Origin of the sequence: Cryomorpha ignava, from assembly GCF_010686655.1 — a bacterium.
Classification (GTDB): Bacteria; Bacteroidota; Bacteroidia; order Flavobacteriales_D; family Cryomorphaceae; genus Cryomorpha; species Cryomorpha ignava.
Genome location: NZ_JAAGVY010000008.1, coordinates 69,069 through 90,104, shown reverse-complemented (window position 1 = coordinate 90,104; position 21,036 = coordinate 69,069). Strand labels below are relative to the sequence as shown.

At 41.6% G+C, this 21,036-nt stretch carries 14 protein-coding genes; 12 read left to right on the top strand and 2 right to left on the bottom strand.

Annotated elements, in window-relative coordinates; translation table 11 throughout:
* Positions 1–59 precede the first annotated feature (59 nt).
* The 12 genes from G3O08_RS06540 (at position 60) to G3O08_RS06485 (ending at position 15,099) form a co-directional block, all read left to right on the top strand.
* Positions 60–2,672: a DUF5686 and carboxypeptidase regulatory-like domain-containing protein gene (locus G3O08_RS06540; RefSeq protein ID WP_163284086.1), complete on the top strand. Its 2,613-nt coding sequence runs from the start codon at positions 60–62 to the stop codon at positions 2,670–2,672.
* Positions 2,673–3,013: 341 nt separating this feature from the next.
* Complete coding sequence (locus G3O08_RS06535; RefSeq protein ID WP_163284169.1) at positions 3,014–3,364, top strand: DMT family transporter; 351 nt, start codon at positions 3,014–3,016, stop codon at positions 3,362–3,364.
* A 164-nt stretch (positions 3,365–3,528) separates the two neighbouring features.
* The gene (locus tag G3O08_RS06530) at positions 3,529–4,203 is read left to right on the top strand and encodes an ABC transporter ATP-binding protein (RefSeq protein WP_163284084.1); all 675 of its coding nucleotides are present in this window, start codon (positions 3,529–3,531) and stop codon (positions 4,201–4,203) included.
* On the top strand, positions 4,200–4,970 hold the full coding sequence (locus G3O08_RS06525; protein ID WP_163284082.1) for a TIGR02757 family protein: 771 nt from the start codon (positions 4,200–4,202) through the stop codon (positions 4,968–4,970). The genes G3O08_RS06530 and G3O08_RS06525 overlap by 4 nt, the downstream gene beginning before the upstream one ends.
* 90 nt (positions 4,971–5,060) lie before the next feature.
* Positions 5,061–6,050 carry an alpha/beta hydrolase gene (locus tag G3O08_RS06520; protein ID WP_163284080.1) on the top strand — a complete coding sequence of 330 codons (990 nt, stop codon included), beginning with the start codon at positions 5,061–5,063 and terminating at the stop codon, positions 6,048–6,050.
* Between the two features lie 842 nt (positions 6,051–6,892).
* Entirely contained in the window at positions 6,893–7,867 is a 975-nt protein-coding gene (locus G3O08_RS06515) for a DPP IV N-terminal domain-containing protein (protein WP_163284078.1), read from the top strand.
* A 277-nt stretch (positions 7,868–8,144) separates the two neighbouring features.
* Positions 8,145–10,223, top strand: coding sequence for a BatA domain-containing protein (locus G3O08_RS06510; RefSeq protein ID WP_163284076.1), 2,079 nt, complete (start codon positions 8,145–8,147; stop codon positions 10,221–10,223).
* A gap of 12 nt (positions 10,224–10,235) precedes the next feature.
* On the top strand, positions 10,236–11,480 hold the full coding sequence (locus G3O08_RS06505; RefSeq protein ID WP_163284074.1) for a dihydroorotase: 1,245 nt from the start codon (positions 10,236–10,238) through the stop codon (positions 11,478–11,480).
* A 242-nt stretch (positions 11,481–11,722) separates the two neighbouring features.
* Positions 11,723–12,223, top strand: coding sequence for a pyridoxamine 5'-phosphate oxidase family protein (locus tag G3O08_RS06500; protein ID WP_163284072.1), 501 nt, complete (start codon positions 11,723–11,725; stop codon positions 12,221–12,223).
* Between the two features lie 517 nt (positions 12,224–12,740).
* Positions 12,741–14,177, top strand: a complete 1,437-nt coding sequence (locus G3O08_RS06495) for a LysM peptidoglycan-binding domain-containing protein (RefSeq protein ID WP_163284070.1) — start codon at positions 12,741–12,743, stop codon at positions 14,175–14,177.
* A complete protein-coding gene (locus tag G3O08_RS06490) occupies positions 14,177–14,707 on the top strand; it encodes a hypothetical protein (RefSeq protein ID WP_163284068.1) in 531 nt (176 codons plus the stop codon). Before G3O08_RS06495 ends, G3O08_RS06490 begins: the two co-directional genes overlap by 1 nt.
* 14 nt (positions 14,708–14,721) lie before the next feature.
* Positions 14,722–15,099, top strand: a complete 378-nt coding sequence (locus tag G3O08_RS06485; RefSeq protein WP_163284066.1) for a hypothetical protein — start codon at positions 14,722–14,724, stop codon at positions 15,097–15,099.
* Positions 15,100–15,132: 33 nt separating this feature from the next.
* Here G3O08_RS06485 and dxs read toward each other — a convergent pair whose 3' ends face one another.
* Positions 15,133–17,070 carry a 1-deoxy-D-xylulose-5-phosphate synthase gene (dxs, locus tag G3O08_RS06480; protein WP_163284064.1) on the bottom strand — a complete coding sequence of 646 codons (1,938 nt, stop codon included), beginning with the start codon at positions 17,068–17,070 and terminating at the stop codon, positions 15,133–15,135.
* Positions 17,071–17,544: 474 nt separating this feature from the next.
* Entirely contained in the window at positions 17,545–21,036 is a 3,492-nt protein-coding gene (locus G3O08_RS06475) for an efflux RND transporter permease subunit (RefSeq protein ID WP_163284062.1), read from the bottom strand.

Genomic DNA, 21,036 nt, shown 5'->3' with positions numbered 1-21,036 from the left:
CTTAAATTTGTGCTTGTTGTTACTTTTTTCAACCATTAGCCGTCACAAGGTTTTAAAATATGAATAGATTTTTCCTTTTTCTCATTCCTATATTATTTATTCCTGCATTGGCAAAAGCCCAAGGCATAAGGGGAACAGTAATTGACCAGGACGGCGAACCTCTGCCTTTTACTACAATTTATGTGCAGCAAACCGGTTCGGGCAGTGTTACAAACCAAATTGGGAAATACGAACTTCGGCTTTCACCGGGCACCTATTCCATAAGTTTTCAATTTCTAGGCTATAAAAGCGAGCAGATTTCGGTAACTGTCGCCAGTGAATTGCTAACGCGCGACATCGTTTTACAACAGCAAGCATACTCCTTACAAGCCGCCGAAATAGACGGAGGAAAGGAAGACCCGGCCTATAAAATTATGCGAAAAGCCATTGCTAAAAGCAGCTATCACCGCCAGCAAGTAAACCATTATACATGCGAGGTGTATTTAAAAGGAGGTGGCCGACTGGTTGATGCACCCTGGTTTTTGGAAAAGACATTGAAAAAAGAAGGGCTAGATACCTCGGCGACCTTTGTTACAGAATCGGTTTCGGAAATAACCTACACCAGGCCAGGCGATTATAAAGAGCGGGTAATTAGTATTCGCAGCACTGGCGACGACCAAAATACGAGCCCGATGAATTATATTAACAGCTCGCTGTATGAACCTGAGATTGCCGGTCTTATCTCTCCTTTTTCGCCAAAAGCTTTCGCATACTACAAGTTTAAATACGTGAGTACTTTTTCTGATAGAGGCTATCAAATAAATGAAATTCAGGTTATTCCGCGTAGCCGCGGCGAAGATGTTTTTGCCGGAAAAATATATGTTGTAGAAGATCTTTGGGCTATTCACAGTATAGATCTCTACTTTGTAATTCAGGGAATTCGCATTGAAGTAAATCAAGTTTTTGCACCAATAAAACCCAGTGTATGGATGCCGGTATCGCACAAGTACGATGGTACAGGAAAAATTCTTGGATTTACATTTGAGTTTCAATACCTCGCAACGGTGAGCAAATACGACATTACAGTAAATAACGAACTGGCAGACACCTTTACGGTACTCGACGAAAAAACAGAACAGGAAGCCATAGAATCTCGCGACAGCAAACCGGAAACCGATTTGGAAAAGGCAAAAAAATCATCAGAAGACAAACTGATGAATGGCGAAGAGCTTACCCGAAAGGAATTGAGACACCTCATGCGCCAATACGAAAAGCAGGAGCGCCAACAGACCGATGAGCCCGCTGTAATACAGTCGCGGGATGTAAAAATAGATTCGACAGCTTATGGTAACGACAGCACTTATTGGGCACTAAAACGCCCTATTCCACTCACTGTTCGCGAAGAAAAAGGATATGATCTTCAAGACAGCCTGGCCATAGAGCAAATAAAACGCGAAGAAGGCGACACGCTTAATACCGGTAAAGAGTTTAAAATCTATGACTTAGTATGGGGCAACAGATATGACTTGGGAAATGACAATACCCTCCAGATAAAAAATGCACTCGCATCTATCCGGTTTAATAGCGTAGATGGATGGAACTTTAAATACGCACTTAGCTATTTCAAACGTATTGACAAGGACAGGAAGCTAGAGATTTCTCCAGTTTTCCGGTATGCTTTCGCGCGAAACCGAGGGTTTGGAACTCTAAAATCTGAATTTTCATATGGTAAAGGCCTGATGAAAGGAAGCAAGATAAATGTAGAAGGCGGCTATTATTACAGCCAGTTTAATGAACGTGAACCTATTGCCACATTTACCGATGCAATTTCGTCGCTCTTTGTAGAAAACCACTTTATGCGGGTGTACGACAAAAAGTTTATTGAAACCAATTGGGAACATCGCGTAAGGCATAACCTCAAATTAAAACCATCGGTAATTTTTACCGAGCGCATCGAAACGTTTAACAATACCGATTATGTGTGGTTTGACAATCCTAAGAAAGAATATTCAGAAAATGCACCCGTAAGCCTCGAAATGCCAGATACTCATTTTGGACGTTCACGGGCTTTTAAAGTTTATCTGGGTTTTACCTGGAAGCCCTGGTCGCGCTATTATAAAAGCGGCGAAACGTATTCAAAAGCAAACAACCCACCCGAGATTAATGTAACTTATGTTAAGGCCATTCCGGGTGTTTACGAATCTACAGCAGATTACGACCTGGCGAAAATTGAAGTGAAATACCGCTTTGACCTCAACCTATTTGGAAAAATTGCTGTACGCAGTGAGGCCGGTAAGTTTTTGCGCAACAATACCATGGAATTTATGGATTACGCCCACTTTATGGGAAATCAAACCATATTTACCCGCTTCGCGCAAATGCAGGGTTACTCTATTGCTCCCTACTACGATTATTCCACTAACGATCAATACGTAAGCACTTGGATTAATTACGAGTTTCGTCAGTTTCTGCTTACCAATATCCGCGTTTTGCGGCTAACCGGGGTGAAAGAAAACATCAATATCAACCACATTATTACCCCCACGGTTAATCATTATTTAGAGGTAGGATACAGCATCGATAATTTATTCCGGTTTTTTAGAATTGATGTTACCGGTGCATTTCTGGATGGAAAATACGCTGATTTCAGAATTCAATTGGGAATTACTACCGATTTAATTTCTTTCCAGTAATATATTTTATACCTTTTGCCTGAAAATCTTAAACACTATGATCTTAGCAGTTGGACTCACTACACAATTAGGACTTGTAATCGGCTTTATTGTTGCCTTAATTATTTTTGCGAGGTATATGAATGCCCGATCGAAGAAAAAGAAAAAACACAAGAAATATAAATAAGCCTTTTTTCTAATTGGGTCAAGCTTTTCCTTTTCGGCGAATGACAGCAAGCAGATTGCCCTGCTTAAATGACATTCGTTTCTAATCGATATATCAAGAGGGTAAGCCGCTACGATAAAAGATGATGGCGTTCTTTTCGATAAATTACACTTAATTAACTGACATCCAAATGGGTATAAACTGGATATTTCTATTGATCGGCGGTCTATTTGAAACGGGCTTTGCAATAAGTCTTGGAAAAGCTCAACATGCCTCAGGCAAAGAAATGTGGATGTGGTTGCTCTCCTTTATTATTTGCGTAAGCATAAGCATGCTGCTTCTTTTTAAAGCTATGGGTGGCGAGAATGCCATACCGGTAGGAACAGCATATGCCGTATGGGGTGCCATAGGTGCGATTGGAACAGTGATAATGGGGATTATTTTATTTAAAGAACCGATAACCTTTTGGCGCTTATTTTTTCTCTCAACACTTGTTATTTCTATTGTGGGTTTGCAAATAGTGAGCAGTAATGTTCCAGCAGAGTAGCGAGTCTGATCCAACTATTTGCTAAGGTGATCCAATGATGTAAAGCTGTTTTTATGCCTTAAACTATAAACAGGAATAAAAGCCGAGCTCATTCTTTTGCCTCAAATTATAATTTCCGAAAACCCTTCGTTTCATTTACTCACAAACCCTATCTTCGCAGGCTTATGATCAAGGCGAGTAAAATTATAAAAACTTACGGTGATTTAGAGGTGTTAAAGGGCGTGAATCTGGAGATAAAAGCTGGAGAAGTGGTTTCAATTGTCGGCGATTCAGGTGCGGGAAAAACAACTTTGCTGCAAATTCTTGGCACGCTTGATAAAGCTACTTCGGGTAGTCTGTTTATTAAAGGCACGAATATTAACAAACTCAGTAAAAGTGAATTGTCGGTTTTCCGAAATCAGGAAATCGGATTTATTTTTCAGTTTCATCACTTATTACCCGAGTTTACTGCACTGGAAAATGTGTGTATGCCCGGTTTTATTGCCGGCTTAAACAAAGAAAAAGCAGCTATCCGCGCATCGGAATTGCTAGAAAGGCTGGGCTTGAGCCACCGGAAAGATCACAAACCCGGACAGCTGTCTGGCGGTGAGCAACAACGCGTGGCCGTAGCTCGCGCATTGATGAACAGTCCCGCAGTAATCTTTGCCGACGAACCTTCAGGAAATCTCGATTCAAAAAATGCAAACCATCTGCACAACTTGTTTTTTGAGCTTCGCCAGGAATTCAATCAAACTTTTGTAATCGTAACTCATAATAAAGATCTGGCAAAAATGGCCGATCGAACACTTACGATGGTTGATGGTAAATTTGCAGCGCCACTGCCAAAAATTGCAATTTGAAGAAATCAGAATTAATAGTTTTACTGAATGAAAAGGCTGAACAATACAATCGCACCGATTTTATTGAGACCGATCCTATTCAGATTCCACATCGCTTTTCAAAGAAGGAAGATATTGAAATCGCTGGCTTCCTGACATCTGTAATTGCCTGGGGTCAGCGCAAAACCATCATTAACAATGCGCTAAAACTAATGGAGTTGATGGACAATGCTCCGCACGATTTTATTCTCAACTTTAAGGAGAAAGACTTAGCCCGGTTTCAGGGATTTGTTCACCGCACATTTAATTACGATGATTTGCTGGCTTTTTTAAATGCTTTGCAGCGAATATACAGATCAGAAGGCGGGCTGGAAAACGCTATAGCCGAAAGTTTTAAAGTCGATTTGCAAAATCCCGGTACCGGATGGAATACATTTAAAACTAATTTCTTCTCTGGCCCACATTTGGTGAGAAGCAAAAAGCACCTACCCGATCCCTTAAAAGGATCTGCTGCCAAGCGGATGAATATGTATTTGCGTTGGATGATTCGATCAGACGAAAAGGGCGTAGATTTCGGAATTTGGAAAACCATGTCGCCCGCCCAGCTATATCTCCCGCTCGATGTGCACACTTCGCGTGTTGCGCGCAAACTCAAACTCCTTTCGCGTAAGCAAGACGACTGGAAAGCTGTTGTAGAACTCACAGAAAAGCTAAGAAAATTAGACCCGGAAGATCCGGTTAAATACGATTTTGCCCTGTTTGGACTTGGCGCCTTTGAGAAATACTGAGTTTAATTCTAAAAATCAAATCACCGGATTGCTAAGTGCGTACCCATTTTTAATACGCTTCGTATTGATAAATAAATCAAATTTGCAGCTATGATAAAGCTCCTCTTAACTATTCTGCTTCTGGCAATTGTGTATTTTCTGGGGCCGTCGCCAAAAACACCCGAATACGGCTCTGCCCTCTCTGTAATCCCTGAGAATCATACAGAGTTACAAGACTTTGTAAACAATCAGAATGCGCTGCACACGCTGAAACGAGGGAATGAAGCGAAAATTGTTTGGAACGATCCATCAATAAAATCCAAAACGAAGGTGTCCATACTTTACCTCCACGGGTTTTCGGCCAGCCGACGCGAAGGTTTCCCAACACATGTGCGATTCGCAGAGAAATACGGTTGCAATCTTTATCTGGCTCGGCTTTCAGATCACGGCATAGACACCACTGATGCAATGGTTCAACTCACCGCCGACCGTCTCTGGAATTCTGCAAAGGAGGCATATGCCATAGCCAAAAATCTGGGCGACGAAGTAGTAATAATGAGCACTTCGACCGGGGGCACGCTCGCCATTAAGCTCGCTGCAACCTATCCCGAAATAAAAGGCCTGATTAACTTTTCGCCCAATATGGAAATAAACGATCCTGCTGCATTTCTGCTGAACGATCCCTGGGGTTTGCAAATTGCCAGACTCGTTTTTGGTGGCGATTTTAGAACCGTTGAAGCGAGCGATGAATACAAGAAATTCTGGTATTCTACCTATAGACTTGAAGCGGTTGTGGCGCTTGAAGAATTGGTAGAAACGATTGCCACCAATGACACCTATCGGGAAGTGCATTGCCCTGTTTTTAGCGGTGTTTATTACCGGAATGAAGAAAATCAAGACCCGGTGATTAAAGTATCTGCTGTGCGTGATATGCATAAAAACCTAGGCACACCAGCCGATAAAAACGTTTTGGTTGAATTCCCAACGGCAAACAACCACGTTATTGCCAGCGATTTACAATCTGGAGCTGTTCCTGAGGTTTTCGAGGCTATTTCTGCTTTTGCAGAAGAGAAATTGGGAATGACTAAAGGTGGTGAGTGATAGTTCCATAAAAACGCCTTCCCGCCCCATCACTGAGCTAATCTCTATACACATTTCGACGCCGCTCAATGCAACACATCTTTTGAGATCTAACTTACTTGGTATAATGTAGGAGCGAAGAAATATGATACTTTTAGAATCCTTATTTCAATAAATCCATTTCTACGACAATCCAAAGCACTGTCTATCAATGCTTCGCGCACACCCAACCTACTTCGACAAGCTCAGCACATCGCCTAAATGGGGAGCTTCCAACGCACACATTAATGTTCCATGAGAACCATAATTTCAGATAACCTTCAGGTCGTGGTGAGGTGGTATTTTTATGAATACCATTATTCCCTTATAAGAGGTGTGCGGTGGTGCCCTTTTACTCATAAGTGTTTATTTTATAAGGTATTCGTGAGTCGTTACGCTAATTTGGGATAGGGTGCGGGAAGGCCTTGGTATTCAGACAATTGTATGATCTAAAATTAAAAATTGAATTTCACCTGACGATGTGTATAGAGATAAGATCCCTGAAGGGCGCCACCGCACATTTTAATGGTTCATAAGTGGATTTAATTTTTAAGAACGACCCAACAGAAAAATAAACACAAAACACTTATTCGTGCATTACCTTCGGTGAGATCGCTTTCGCTAAGTTCGTGGCAATTTTTTTCCCGCCACAAAATCTTTATTCGTGCATTTCGACATGCTCAATAACCACATTAGTGGCAACTCTTTTCCCACAAGTCCTTATTACTTGGCATCCCTTTAAATCCCATTTACCAAAATTTAAAACTAACCATCCGCCCTAAAATTATAATCTGTGTACATTCGTCGCTCAATAAAATTTGGAAATGAAACAACTTTTACTTCTCTGCTTGCCCTTTCTAATACTGGCTTCGTGCACTTCTGATAAAGGCAAAGATCCCATTTTACTAATCACCAAAGAAACCGGCATTGAGCAACTCTATAAAATGAACGGAAAAGGGAATATCGAACCGCTCTTAAATGATTCGGTAAAAATCTCAAAACCAATGTTATCTCCCGACCGCACAAAACTTGCCTATATGAGCGAAGACTTTGGCAACTGGGATGTTTATATATACGATTTAGAGAGCGGCGAGACAGTAAACGTAACGAACAGTCCGGCAATCGAAGGCTTCCCCGCCTGGTCGCCAAATGGCAATAAACTTGCCTTCATGTCGTCAGCCGAAAACAACCGTGACATTTACACCAGCAATCTAGATGGGTCAAACTTAGTACGTATTACTACTAAAGAATCTATTGAGTCTGAACCACTCTGGAGTCCTTCAAAAAAAGAGGCTTTGTATTTCAAGTCAACCGATGGGCGCTTTGAGACCCTTTATCGAAAAGATTTGGAAAGCGGACAAATGAGTGAAATCGGACTACGAGGAGGCGCGCGTAACTCGCTGCGCATCGTGCCGGGCGAAAAACAGATTTCGTATATTCAAAATGAGCCAAATAAAAATTCGTTTATGCTTTTTGACGAAAACGAAATGAAGAATTATTCCCTCTACGAAACCTCTTCGCGCATGTCGAGCTACGACTGGTCGCCTGATGGTAAGCAGGTAGCTATTGCTATAAACGGGCAGTTAGAAGTTTATGATTACTCTTCAGAAAATGGTCTTGGACCTAAATTCGTAATAGAGAATGCTGCGTATCCCGCCTGGGCTAAATCCGGAAAATCAATTTATTATAATAAGCGAATTGACGGTGTTTTACAAATATTTAAACGCAACCTGGAGTCAAAGAAAGAAGAGCAACTTACCAATTCTACTTTTGATAGTACCGACGCGCTTCCTTATTAAAATAGCATCTTTATATAAAGTCCGCTATCTGCTTTGCACCTCTTTTGCAAACAGTCATCCCGCCACAGCGGGACTCCTTGGCATATGTACGCACTCCCTATGGTCGAAAGTTCGCGCGTCTGGTTATTGAACTCTATTGGTCAGACACTTAAATGTCTTATCAGAGCTGAAACACGCAGCATTAACAGGTTTTATTAATCCGGTGTGCGCGCATCCTTGATTCTTAAAACATTCAATGTATATTTGACCCCCGACGATCATAAACGAGTACGTCTGTATGCAGTTTTTATATCCAGCTTTTCTTTACGCCCTTGCTGCCCTTGCGATACCCGTTATCATACACCTTTTTAATTTCAGGAGGTTTAAGCGCATTCCCTTTACCAATGTGCGGTTTCTGAAGGAAATTAAACATCAAACGCAAAGTCAGAACCGTTTAAAGCATCTGCTTATTCTTTTAATGCGCCTCCTGGCCGTTGCCTTTTTGGTCTTTGCATTTGCCCAGCCATTTATTGCCGAAAACGACACAACTGCCTTAGAAACGGGAAAATCTGTTTCGGTTTTTATAGATAATTCCTTTAGCATGGAAGGCGAGAGCGAAGCGGGTGTGATGCTCGAAGTAGCCAAAAACAGGGCTTTAGATATTGCCGAAGCCTACGCCGCTACAGATCGTTTTCAATTGCTTACCCAAGATTTTGAAGGGAAGCACCAGCGCCTTGTCGGCAAAAATGAGTTTACCGATATGGTACAAAACATTGCGGTGAGCCCACAATCGCGCGGCATTCAAGAAATACTAAACCGGCAAAACGATTTGCTAAAATCAGACGATTCGGGAAACGTAAAAGAGAACTACATTATTAGCGATTTTCAAAAATCTAGATACAACTTAGCCGAAATTGAAACCGATACCACAAGTACCATTTCACTGGTTTATATCAATCGAAATTCTCCCGCCAACCTCTACATCGATTCGGTTTGGTTTTCGTCGCCCGTTCGCAAAATAGGCGATTCTGAAAAGTTGAATGTGCGCATTGCCAATACGGGATCTGAAGCGGTGAAAGATGTACCCCTTAAGCTCACGATCAATGGAGCGCAGGCAGCAATAGGTAGTTTTGGAGCTTCCGCGAATAGCGCGACAGACACCATTCTTTCGTTTGTCCATGACACTCCCGGCATCAAGCGCCTTTCGGTTACGATAGATGATTTTCCGGTAACTTACGACGATACTTACAACCTTTCGTACAACGTATTTAAAGAGATTAACACCCTTGCTATCAGGCCAAACAATGCCGAGCGCGATCCGTATCTTACAGCGGTTTTTAAAGGCGACTCGAGCTATGTATATCAAACCGTATCTGTAAACGACGTGAACTATGCGGAGCTTCCCAATTACGATTTGATTATTCTTTATGAGTTAAATCAAATTTCGTCTGGCCTTTCGGCAGAGCTTAAAACATTTGCTTCAAGTGGTGGTAGCGTTTGGCTTATCCCGTCCGAAAATCCGGATTTAGATCAGTACAATGGCTTTCTCGCCGATATGGATGCGGGTGGAATTGCGAAAATCGTTACTGGCAATTTTCAAGTGCGCAGCTTAAACACCGAGCACCCGCTTTACAAAGGAATTTTCCAGAAGCTTCCGCGAAATATCGATTTGCCAAAAGCCGAGAAATACCTCAAATATTCACGTTCATTAAGTTCAAATGCAGACGATTTGATGACCCTGGGCAACGGCGACATTTTCCTGACAAGTTACAATACCGGTCAGGGAAATTTTTACGCCCTGGCTGCCCCGCTAAGCATTCCCGGCAATAGCTTTTCGCGACACGCCTTATTTGTAGCCACCACGTTGCGCATGGCCGAGATGAGCCGCTCCACTTCAGTAAACGCGATAGATGTAGGCAATTATTTTACCCTTCCGGGAATGGCGATGGGAACAGAATCTGTATTTCACTTGGTGGGAATAGATGGAAAAGTTGACGTAATACCACAGCACAATGTGCGCAATGGGCGAATAGAAATCAACCCCGGCCCTGATGTAACCGAAGCTGGAAATTACGACGTAATTTTGGGAAACGACACGCTGGCCGCAGTTGGTTTAAACTACCCACGTTCAGAGAGCAATCTCGCCTCGTATACCATGGCCGAACTGGAAGAAACAGTAAAGGCTATTCCCGGAAATCCAATAAGAATTTACGATGGCGATTCTGCTCAATTGAGCAGAAGAATTGAGAAAGCGAGCAAAGGCACCGAGCTGTGGAAAATCTGCTTAATTTTAGCTCTGATTTTCCTCCTTGCCGAAACACTCCTTTTACGCTTTTGGAAAACACAAAAAACCAGAGTTCAGACCCCACAGATATAATACCTGATCCGCATGAAAATCCGCATTTCAAAAGCCACAATCGTAGATGAACGCCATCCCGACAATGGAAAGAAAAGGGATATTTTAATCGAAAACGGTAAGATTACTAAAATTGCTGCTTCTATAAAAACCGAGGTTGATAAGGTTATTGAAAGCGAAGGACTCTGTGTATCTATAGGCTGGATGGATATGCGCGCCAATTTCCGCGATCCGGGCGATGAGCAAAAAGAAGATCTGGAAAGTGGATTAAAGGCTGCTGCAAATGGCGGATTTACCGCTGTGGCGCTTATGCCATCTACCAATCCGCCGATAGACAATAAGGGGGCAGTGGAGTATTTGCTCAATCGGGCAAAATCGGGTAAAGTACAAGTTGTACCAATTGGTACGATTTCTAAAAAGCGCGCCGGCGAGAGCCTTGCCGAAATGTACGATATGTACCGCGCCGGGGCAAAAGCATTTAGTGACGATAAAGAATCTATTTCAGAATCGGGATTGCTGCACCGCGCACTTCTCTACACCAAAAATTTTGATGCAACTGTTATCCATTTCCCTTACGATGCCACGCTCATTCCAAATGGGCAAATTAATGAAGGTGTACAATCTACACTGCTCGGCTTAAAAGGTATTCCGGCTATTGCCGAAGAGATGATGGTTGCACGCGACCTAACCCTCCTCGAGTACACAAATGGGCGACTTCATCTCGGCCCGGTTTCATCGGCAATGTCTATAAAGCGTATCGCTTCCGCGAAAAAGGACGGATTGCGGATAACTTGTGAAACCACTGCCGCTCACATCGCCTACAGCGAAAATGAGCTCGAAAATTTTGACACGAATTTTAAAGTTCTTCCTCCACTTCGGTCAGAACAGAATAGAAAAGAACTTATTAAGCTCCTCAAATCGGGAAAGATAGACGTAATAAGTTCTGATCACAGCCCCGAAGATGAAGAGCATAAAAAACTGGAGTTCGATTACGCCAATTTTGGAATGGCCAGTATCGAATCTTTCTTTCCGGTGCTTTATACAGCCGTGGGCAGCTCAATGGATTTAGCTAAACTTGTAGCCACTTTCAGCATTAATCCCCGGCGTATTCTCGACTTAGAGATTCCCGAAATAAAAGAAGGTGTTCGTGCAAATTTGACTCTTTTCAGCATTTCAGAAAAAACTGTTTTTGAGAAAATGAACCTGAAAACAAAAGGGTATAACGTGGCCGAAATTGGAAAAGAATTGAACGGAAAGGTACTGGCGATATTTAGCTAACCGTACCACTCATGCCAACATTCCTCTTAAATTCAGCTCTTTTTTCTTGCCTCTCATGAGGAAATAATTGCCCTCAGAATGTTGCGGTTCTTCCCAATACGTTCCCCAATACTAGACTCTACACAATATTTCACTTTTTAAATTTCGCTTTGTAACCAGTACTTGCAGCGATTTTTAGATCATGTTAAAAGCGTTTCCTTACAGTAGGCACTAATATTGTCCTACTTAAGAAAAATACTGTTATGAGCATTAAAGACAAATACAACGAAGAAGCAATTGAAAAAATAAAGGATCTTGCAGAAGCAATAGACTTCACTATGTTTATTACCAACCTGGAGAACGCCCCACTTCACTCCGTCCCAATGAGTACTAAAAAAGTAGATAATCAGGGGAACATTTGGTTTTTGACAAGTATCGAACATGATACAGCCAAGCACATTGCGCAGAATGAAAAAGTGCAACTAATATACAGCAAGCCCGGCAATATGGAATTCCTTAATCTATATGGCGAGGCCCATCTTGTTGCAGATAGAGTTATAATCAAAGATCTCTATCAAAGTGCAGATGATTCGTGGTTTGACGGCGACGGTGATCCCAAAATCAGAGCTATTGTTGTAAATCCGAAAGAGGCTCAGTACTGGGAGCCAAAAAGCAATAAAGCGGTTACGCTCTTTAAAATGGCCTATGGCGCCATAACCGGAAATAAGGTAGATATAAGCCAGGAAGGTGAGCTGCGACCGTGATAGATTTATCAGCTCAATGATCACTTTTATGCATTTAGTGAATGTGCATTGATTATTTATGAATATTAAACTTTACAGATTTATCTAAGCACTAAATTATTGCGCTCATTGAGTCGCTTTAATAATCATTAATCCCAAAAGCATTTCAGTCTTTTTTCTGCGCAAAAATTTTTTAGAATTTCGCTAATGAAAACAACTGTAAAAAAAAAGTACTTTATTATTAGGTAGTGATAAGTGATCATTTACAGATCACTCGTTTATATTTAAGTGTATTTATTTTATCTTTAGCCTTCACAATTAACCAAAACAACCATGGCTCAACCAACTTTTCAAGTTTGCGATACAAATCCAATTCCAATGGCGTCTGTGGGTATCTCTAGTATCACTAACTTCTCTAATTTCAAAGCTAATTGGCATCATTTCATCTCTGCTATTTCCAGAATGGGTGCAGAACATTTGAGAGGCGCGGATGAAAATTTCCAGACAATGTTATTTATTCATTTAATAAGAACGCGCGATGTCAAGAATTAAAGTTTATGATCCATTCAATACGGCTTGTTCTTTAAGTCCTCCAGATGTGCCTGTTGAAACACCTCATATCATCAAAGCCTATTTTGCGCAAAAAAAGCTAACTAGCAATGGCCAGGAAAGTACTATGTTTCATACCGTCGGCAGTGGAGATACACTTGGAAAGCTCGCCAGAGAACATAATACGACTGTTCAACGTCTCGTGGATCTAAATCACATTCGAAATGCAAATGTAATTCACGATGGTCAGCAGCTTATCATCCCTACAACCGTCGCTACCGGAAATAACGTCTCTTTTGAGCGAATTACCGAATTGCCTCTAAACGGCGAGGCTTACATTGTGGTAGAGACATTACATTTTAGAGAGAAAACGCTCAAAATCAATATCAAACAGGGAGTGCAGGATATGCTTCAATCGGTTGACACAACGATAGAGGTGGAAGTTGATGGCGAGCGAAAAGCGATTATAGAAGCCGAAGTGAGCCGTTTTGCCCTAGATGAAAATCCCCTAAACGTTGATGATTTATTAGATTTTGCAGCAGTCAAAGTAAAATTCACCGCAGCAGATGATGAGAGTAATGCCCGTTGGGTTGAACTAATTAGAAATTCAGAGGAAGGCTATGCCCCTGTCTATTTATTGGTTGACGCACATACCGGAAATACTGACATGCCCCAACGGAACTTCCACTATTACGGTAGGAATGAAGGAACAAATTCTTTGAGAAATGGATGGCTTGACATGGATGGCTCTTGGTTTAGGTTGACCTCTTCTCGGGCTCCGTGGATGGAAGTGGTCTTAACAGAGGCAAGAGAAGCCGCAGGGGTTAGGGAAACTGTTACTCCGTTAAGGCAAATGATAGAAGATAAATATCATCCCCATGTTAGACTTTTTCATGCAGATGCAGCGGCGCAGGCATGGTGTGCCTCTTTCGTCAGTTGGGTTCTTTCCCAAAAGGGTTACGAAAATCCAAGATCAGCAGGGTCAAGAAGTTTTCAAGATAAAAATGAAACATATTTCACAAAAGTTGACCAACCCGTTTATGGAGCCATTGCAACTTGGTCAGATTATAGCAAAAATGAAGCAGGGAAGTATAAAAGGGAATACCAAGGTCATGTAAGTTTCGTATTTGGAAAGTATTCCAATTCAGAAACAACAAAAAGGTATTTATTTTTAGGTGGAAATCAAGGAAATATGCTTAAGGTTACTGATTACAATTGTACGGGTAAAATCTTTCGTTGTTATACTAGTCGTTCGACAGGAGCTATTGTATATCGAAAATTTATGGGTTATTATATTCCTAATACCTACAATGTGACTGCAGCCGATGAATTAGGCCCGGACGATACCTACGCAACTGAGACTAGCGCTAGTCTAAAAGTTACTTCTGTGGCTCTAGCATCTACGGAAGGAGAATCTACCAGGTAATGACAAAAACCATTCTTACACTATCCATAACCCTTCTATTGCTAAGCGCTTGCAATAAGCATTCTTCTATAGCGCGTGCCACAGATCAGATAAGAAGTGAAAACAGCGTTGCTTCAAAAAAGAAGACTCCAGATTTTAATTCTGAAACGGAGGAAGAAGTTGCTGAATATCTCTCTTCAGATTGCCTCACCCCTGCTGATAACGAAGATATTGATAATTTTATAGCGCAACTTAAAATTGCCATTGCTAAGAATGACACTATTTTTATTGAGTCGATAATCTCTGCGCCTCCTATGGATGCTGATGTTTACAATATAGACCTTGTAAAAGAATACTTTAACCTTGATTTGATTAAAGAAAGTTTGAAATCAGAATTAGAAATCGATGAGCGTTTTTCTCAACCCGACGAAAACGGATGTTGCTACTTCATCGTAGGCAGAGACTTTCCAGAGTTGGAGTATTCAGTCGTTTTTGACTTAAGAAAACGTGATTCGAAAATCACAATTAGCACTATTACATTAATTGGATAATAAAACAATAACCAATGGGATGCACAGTTAATCTTAGAAATGAACTCGACACAGAGCCCGAATACAGTGGATCTGAAAACGATGTTGAAAGTGGCACTCAGGCTTGTCCGGCGAAAAAAGAAGATGATAAGCAGTCGATTACAGACTTCTATTTTTCTGACAAAAATGGAAAAAAGCTTGAGAAGATTACCAGTCAAGAAGAAGTAGAACTTGTGGTTTGCTCGAAAAATATGGCAGGCGAAGAACTTGTAATCGACATTCCCGAAATAGCGGGAAATTTCAAATTTAATGACCAGTTAATGACTTCAGATCATGTTTTTGTGCTCCAGATACAAGGCGATCAAGAAAAAATTGCTTTAGAAGTAGTTCCCCAGCGACTTGATATTGATTAAATCAAGATGCTGACATTTATGGTCAGCACCAACCTACCCCACCATAAACTTCCCTGAAGACTTTTCTTTCAACATTTCTTTAGCTGTTGCCTTAATATGTTCTATACTAAAACCAGCTTCTGCATATAGTTCTTCTTGTGAGCCGTGCTCAAAAAAGCAATCGGCCATACCTAACCGTTTTACTTGTGAGCTATACCCGTGATCTACCATAAACTCAAGTATAGCACTTCCCATACCACCCATCAGGCATCCATCTTCCAGAGTTATAACTTTATCGAATTTGGCGAAAACTTCGTGAAGCATTATTTCGTCGAGTGGCTTTACAAAACGCATATCGTAAACCGCCATATCAATCCCTTTTTTTGAAAGCTCTTCGGCGGCAGATAAGGCGTAATTGCCCTGATGACCGATGGATAAAATAGCAATATCGTTCCCATTTCGCACCTTTCGGCCTGTACCAACTTTTATTTTTCTAAAAGGTGTTTTCCATTCTATCATTACACCTTCACCTCGTGGATAGCGAATTACAAATGGACCGGCATTTTCAAGTTGAGACGTATACATCATATTGCGCAGCTCCTCTTCGTTCATCGGTGCGCAAATTGTGAGGTTAGGAATACAGCGGAAGTAAGCTAAGTCAAAAGAACCGTGATGCGTTGGGCCATCGGCACCTGCAAATCCCGCCCTGTCGAGACAAAATACCACGTTGAGATTTTGAAGAGCCACATCGTGCACTACCTGATCGTAAGCGCGCTGCATAAAGCTGGAGTAGATATTGCAAAAAGGAACGAGCCCTTGCGTGGCAAGCCCCGCAGAAAAGGTAACAGCGTGTTGTTCTGCTATTCCCACATCAAAAGAGCGGTCGGGCATAGCTTCCATCATAATCTTAAGCGACGAACCTGTAGGCATGGCGGGCGTAATACCCACAATCTTTTCATTCTTTTCGGCAAGCTCAACAATAGAATGGCCAAAAACGTCCTGATACTTTGGGGGCTGTGGATTAATAGGAACGACCTTAATAATCTCGCCGGTATCTTTATTAAACAAACCGGGCGCGTGCCATTGTGTTGGCGAACCTACTTCGGCAGGCTGATACCCTTTTCCTTTTACGGTAACGCAGTGCAGAATTTTAGGCCCGGGAATATCTTTTAGATCGCGAAGCACGCTTACCAAATGGTTTACATCGTGCCCATCAACGGGGCCGAAATAGCGGAAATGCAGCGATTCGAATAAATTACTTTGCTTGAGCAGCGACGACTTTATAGCATTTTCCACTTTTTGGACTATCGCCTGGGCATTAGGTCCAAATTTGCTTATTTTTCCCAGCAAATTCCACACCTCATCCTTCACCTTATTGTAAGTAGGTGAAGTAGTGATATCAGTTAGATAATCTTTTAGGGCTCCTACATTGGGATCAATTGACATGCAATTGTCGTTGAGGATAACAATCATATTTGAGTTTTCAACTCCTGCGTGATTGAGTCCTTCAAATGCAAGACCGGCAGTCATAGCTCCATCGCCAATTATAGCAATGTGCTGACGATCAAGCTCACCTTTTATTTTGCTGGCCACAGCCATACCGAGAGCCCCGGAAATGGAAGTGGATGAGTGCCCAACACCGAAAGTATCGTATTCACTTTCAGACCTTTTCGGAAAACCGCTAATACCTTTATACTTTCTATTGGTATGGAATATTTTACGACGACCGGTAAGAATTTTATGTCCGTAAGCCTGATGGCCTACATCCCAAACCAGCTGATCGTATGGCGTATTGAATACATAATGCAGGGCAACCGTGAGCTCAACTACACCAAGGCTGGCGCCAAAATGACCACCTTTTGTAGAAACAACATCAATAATAAAGTCGCGAAGTTCGTCGCAAAGCTCAGGCAGCTCTGTCTCTTTTATATTTGCACGAAGGTCTTTCGGAAAATCAATCTTTTCCAATAAGTGCCCTGCTTTGTATTCCATAAACCCTATTTAGTATTGCTTAACAAAAGTATAAATAATTTGTTGCGTAGCGTCTTGAAAAGTTATGAGGTTTCAACTAAGTATAGTTAAACAGTTGAGATTTTGCCACAAGGCCTATTCTCCATTTCATTGGGTTCAAAAAAAATTAACCATTAAGAAAAAATCATTAAGGAGTTAAGGGCATTAAGGTTGTGGTTGTCAATCTGCCGTCGCCAAGCTTTTAGCTTGGGGACTTTTCTTCCTGCGTCCCGCCGGGTTTCTGATGCGGAACTCTTTTTAAATTTAAGCTGCCCACTTCATCTTTTCAATTGAGCTTTTACAAAGGGAGGCTGGAGACGCCAGAGTAGGCTGCCCGTAGTTTACCAAGCGGCAGGCATGGCAAGATGCGAGCGTTGGTACCAGCAAACCTTAATTTTCTTAACTCCTTAATGGATCGAAGACTTAATGGTTCAAAGAAATTAATGGTTCAAAAACCTATGCTTCAATATCGTAAGACGTATCCTTTTTGTAAACCAATCGGTATTTCATCTTAGCCAACAATAAATACATTACCGGCACAATAACCAATGTAAGGAAAGTGGCAAAGGTTAAACCAAAGATGATTGTCCAAGCTATTGGCCCCCAAAACATTACGTTATCACCACCCACATATATCTGCGGATCAAATTCGCTGACAAGCGTAAAGAAATTGATATTTAACCCTATAGCAAGTGGAACAAGCCCCAGAACTGTGGTAATTGCCGTAAGCAATACCGGTCTCAAACGCGTTTTACCCCCTTCTATTACTGCTATAACCGTTTGCTGAAAAGGAAGGGTATCCTCCTGATCAATATCCATATCATCCTTCAACCGCGAGCGTATCAAATTGGTATAATCAATCAATACAATCGCGTTGTTTACGACTATCCCCGCAAGGGAAATGATACCAATCATAGTCATAACGATTACGAAATCCATTTGGAAAATTACCAAGCCCAGGAGTACACCAATCAAGCTAAAAATTACAGCAAAGAAGATGATAAAGGGCGTGGAAATTGCGTTAAACTGTGCGGTGATGATCAATATAATCAGGAACAATGCCAGAGCAAGAGCGGTGCTTAAGAAGTCCATTTCTTTGGCTTGTTCTTCCTGCTGTCCGGTAAAGCTAATTTCAGTACCCTGATGTTTATCATATTCACCGACAAAGCTCTTGAGCCTGGCAACAATTTCATTGGCATTATAGCCGGTTAGTACATTTGAAGTTATCGTTATTACCCTGTCTAATTCTTTCCGCTTTACAGCGCTAAAAGTGCTGCTCTTTTCGGCATGAGCCACAGAAGAAATAGGTACCTGAACAATTTTGCCAGATGACTGATTTCTAAAGGTGAGCCTCATATTCATTAAGGCATCTTCGCTGTCGCGGAAGCGTTTTTGCAATCGAACATTGATTGGATAATCATCTTCACCTTCTTTATATGTTGATACTTCGCGGCCAAAAAGGGCTGTGCGCAAAGCATCTCCTATCTGATAGGTTGAAAGGTTGAGTCGGCGTGCTTTCTCACGATCTATAATGATTGGCATTTCAGGCTTACCTGTTTCTACGTCGAGTTTCAATTCTTCTATTCCGGCTACATTTCGCTCATCAATAAATGCCCTAAGGCCTTCAGCATCGTCCATAAGCTTTTCGTAATCGTCGCCAGTGACTTCAATGTTAATAGGAGCACCTTGCGGCGGACCCGCTTCATTTTTACTTACAGAAATTTGGGTACCCGGGTAGCCCTTTAAATCTTTCCGAATTTCTTCCAAAACATCGCCGGTACTAATTCCCTGGCGATCTTGAAACTTAGAGAACTGCACAGTAATTCTACTTTTATGAGGCGTTTGAGCAGCCGAATTTCCTTGAGCCGGGTCGCTGGCTCCCTCTCCTACCTGAGCAATTACAGATTTTATCAAAAATGATTCTCGTTCGCCATTTTCATTGGTAGTGAAGTATTTATCAAGTAGCGACATTACCTTCTTCTCTAGCTCAATAGTCGTTCTATTGGTTTCTTCAATATCTGTTCCAATGGGTTTCTCAATGAAAATATTGAGGTACTGCGGCTCGTTTACAGGGAAGAAATCAACCTTCGGCGGGAAAACACTAAGCAAAACAAACGAAACAATTAAGAGTAGAAAAGTTCCAATCAGAAATCCATATGGCCTTGCTCCTTTAAGTGCATAAGTTAAAAACCGCTGGTAGCCATTCTCCATTTTGGGAAGAATCTGATTTTGAAATTTTATGGTACCAGGTGTTAGAACATAAACATTCAATAATCCGGCAGCACCAATAAAGAGAAGTAAATTACCCAAAGTAATAAACCCTTTAGCTTCTGAAAGCAAGCCCACCGCGTCAAAAACGATTCCAATAACGATAAAAATAAGACTATTGCGCACCATACGCCTCTTATTGATATCGGGCTCACCGGTTTTCATATACATTGCCGTTAGAACCGGGTTGATAACCAAGGCCACAAACAGCGAAGAAGTAAGTACGATAATAAGCGTAATGGGAAGGTAAAACATAAATTCACCCATCATTCCCGGCCAGAATGCCAGGGGTAAAAATGCCGCCAGTGTTGTGGCGGTAGATGCAATAATAGGCACCGCAACTTCACCAACTCCCAGCTTGGCAGCCTCTTTGGCTGTATAGCCTTCATCCATTAGGCGGTACACGTTTTCTACAACAACTATCCCGTTGTCAACCAGCATTCCCAGAGCCAGAATAAGTGCAAAAAGTACAATTACATTGAGCGAAACACCCAGCGCACCGAGAATTAAAAAACTCATCAGCATAGAAAGCGGAATGGCAATACCAACAAAAAGTGCATTTCTTAAGCCAAGGAAGAATAGCAAGACACCAACTACAAGTAGCACACCGAAGATAATGCTGTTAACCAACTCATCAACCTGCGTTCTGGTTTGATCGCTGGTATCGTTTGTAATGGAAATCTTAAGATCTTCGGGAAATTGATTTGCCTTAGCCTCGTCTACAATTTTTGATATATTTTCTGATGCTTCTATTAAGTTTTCGCCTGCCCGCTTCATAATGTCAATCATTACTACCGGATTTCCATATTCGCGCGCATAGCTCTCCTTTTCTTTCTCTCCAAACGAAATATCGGCTACATCTTTTAAGTATACCACCTCCTGATTTTCACGCTTCACTATGATGTTACCAATTTTCTCAACATCCTTAAACTCGCCAATAACGCGCACATTTCTGCGCATATCATCTACCAAAAGGTCACCCCCCGAAATAGTGGTATTCTCTGAGGAAATGGCATTGGCTATATCATCAAAGCTAATTTCCATCGCTTCCATAGCGAGCAAATTCGCATTGATTTTCACCTCTTTATCCATCACACCGCGAATTTCTACCTTGGTAATTTCAGGCAAATCTTCAATGGCATCTTCCAGATATTCGGCGTAGGTCTTAAGCTGATCTATGGAATAATCTCCCGAAAGGTTGATATTCATTATCGGAATAAGTTCCGAAAAGTTGAGTTCAAAAACATTGGGATCGGCAGGCAAATCGGTCGGGAAATCCCGGTCGCTCATGGCCACATCTATCTTGTCTTTTACTTTTCGTAATGCCTCTTCGGGCGATATGTCGAAGTTAAACTTAACCTGAATAGACGAGAATCCCTGCGTGCTTGTAGAGTTAATTTCGTCAACACCACTTATTGCGTTTATCTCCTTCTCAAAAGGTCTGGTAATCAATTTTTCAATATCGAGCGGAGAGTTTCCCGGATAGGCAGTACCCACGTAAATCTCTGGAGTTACTACATCCGGAAAATTCTCTTTGGGCATACTTAAGTATGAAAATACGCCGCCAATCAGGATGATAACCGCAAGAACGATTACCGTAGTTCTGTTTTCTACAGAAAGAGAAGAAAGACCAAACTCTTTGTAGCCTTTGCTTCCTTTTTCAAGGTGTTTTTTAGCCAT

What these genes read in the sequence shown, in the direction of transcription:
- G3O08_RS06540 (WP_163284086.1), top strand. Translation starts at nt 60, where the DNA reads ATGAATAGATTTTTCCTTTTTCTCATTCCTATATTATTTATTCCTGCA.
- G3O08_RS06530 (WP_163284084.1), top strand. Translation starts at nt 3,529, where the DNA reads ATGATCAAGGCGAGTAAAATTATAAAAACTTACGGTGATTTAGAGGTG.
- G3O08_RS06520 (WP_163284080.1), top strand. Translation starts at nt 5,061, where the DNA reads ATGATAAAGCTCCTCTTAACTATTCTGCTTCTGGCAATTGTGTATTTT.
- G3O08_RS06515 (WP_163284078.1), top strand. Translation starts at nt 6,893, where the DNA reads ATGAAACAACTTTTACTTCTCTGCTTGCCCTTTCTAATACTGGCTTCG.
- G3O08_RS06510 (WP_163284076.1), top strand. Translation starts at nt 8,145, where the DNA reads ATGCAGTTTTTATATCCAGCTTTTCTTTACGCCCTTGCTGCCCTTGCG.
- G3O08_RS06505 (WP_163284074.1), top strand. Translation starts at nt 10,236, where the DNA reads ATGAAAATCCGCATTTCAAAAGCCACAATCGTAGATGAACGCCATCCC.
- G3O08_RS06500 (WP_163284072.1), top strand. Translation starts at nt 11,723, where the DNA reads ATGAGCATTAAAGACAAATACAACGAAGAAGCAATTGAAAAAATAAAG.
- G3O08_RS06495 (WP_163284070.1), top strand. Translation starts at nt 12,741, where the DNA reads ATGTCAAGAATTAAAGTTTATGATCCATTCAATACGGCTTGTTCTTTA.
- G3O08_RS06490 (WP_163284068.1), top strand. Translation starts at nt 14,177, where the DNA reads ATGACAAAAACCATTCTTACACTATCCATAACCCTTCTATTGCTAAGC.
- G3O08_RS06485 (WP_163284066.1), top strand. Translation starts at nt 14,722, where the DNA reads ATGGGATGCACAGTTAATCTTAGAAATGAACTCGACACAGAGCCCGAA.
- dxs (WP_163284064.1), bottom strand. Translation starts at nt 17,070, where the DNA reads ATGGAATACAAAGCAGGGCACTTATTGGAAAAGATTGATTTTCCGAAA.
- G3O08_RS06475 (WP_163284062.1), bottom strand. Translation starts at nt 21,036, where the DNA reads ATGGCTAAAAAACACCTTGAAAAAGGAAGCAAAGGCTACAAAGAGTTT.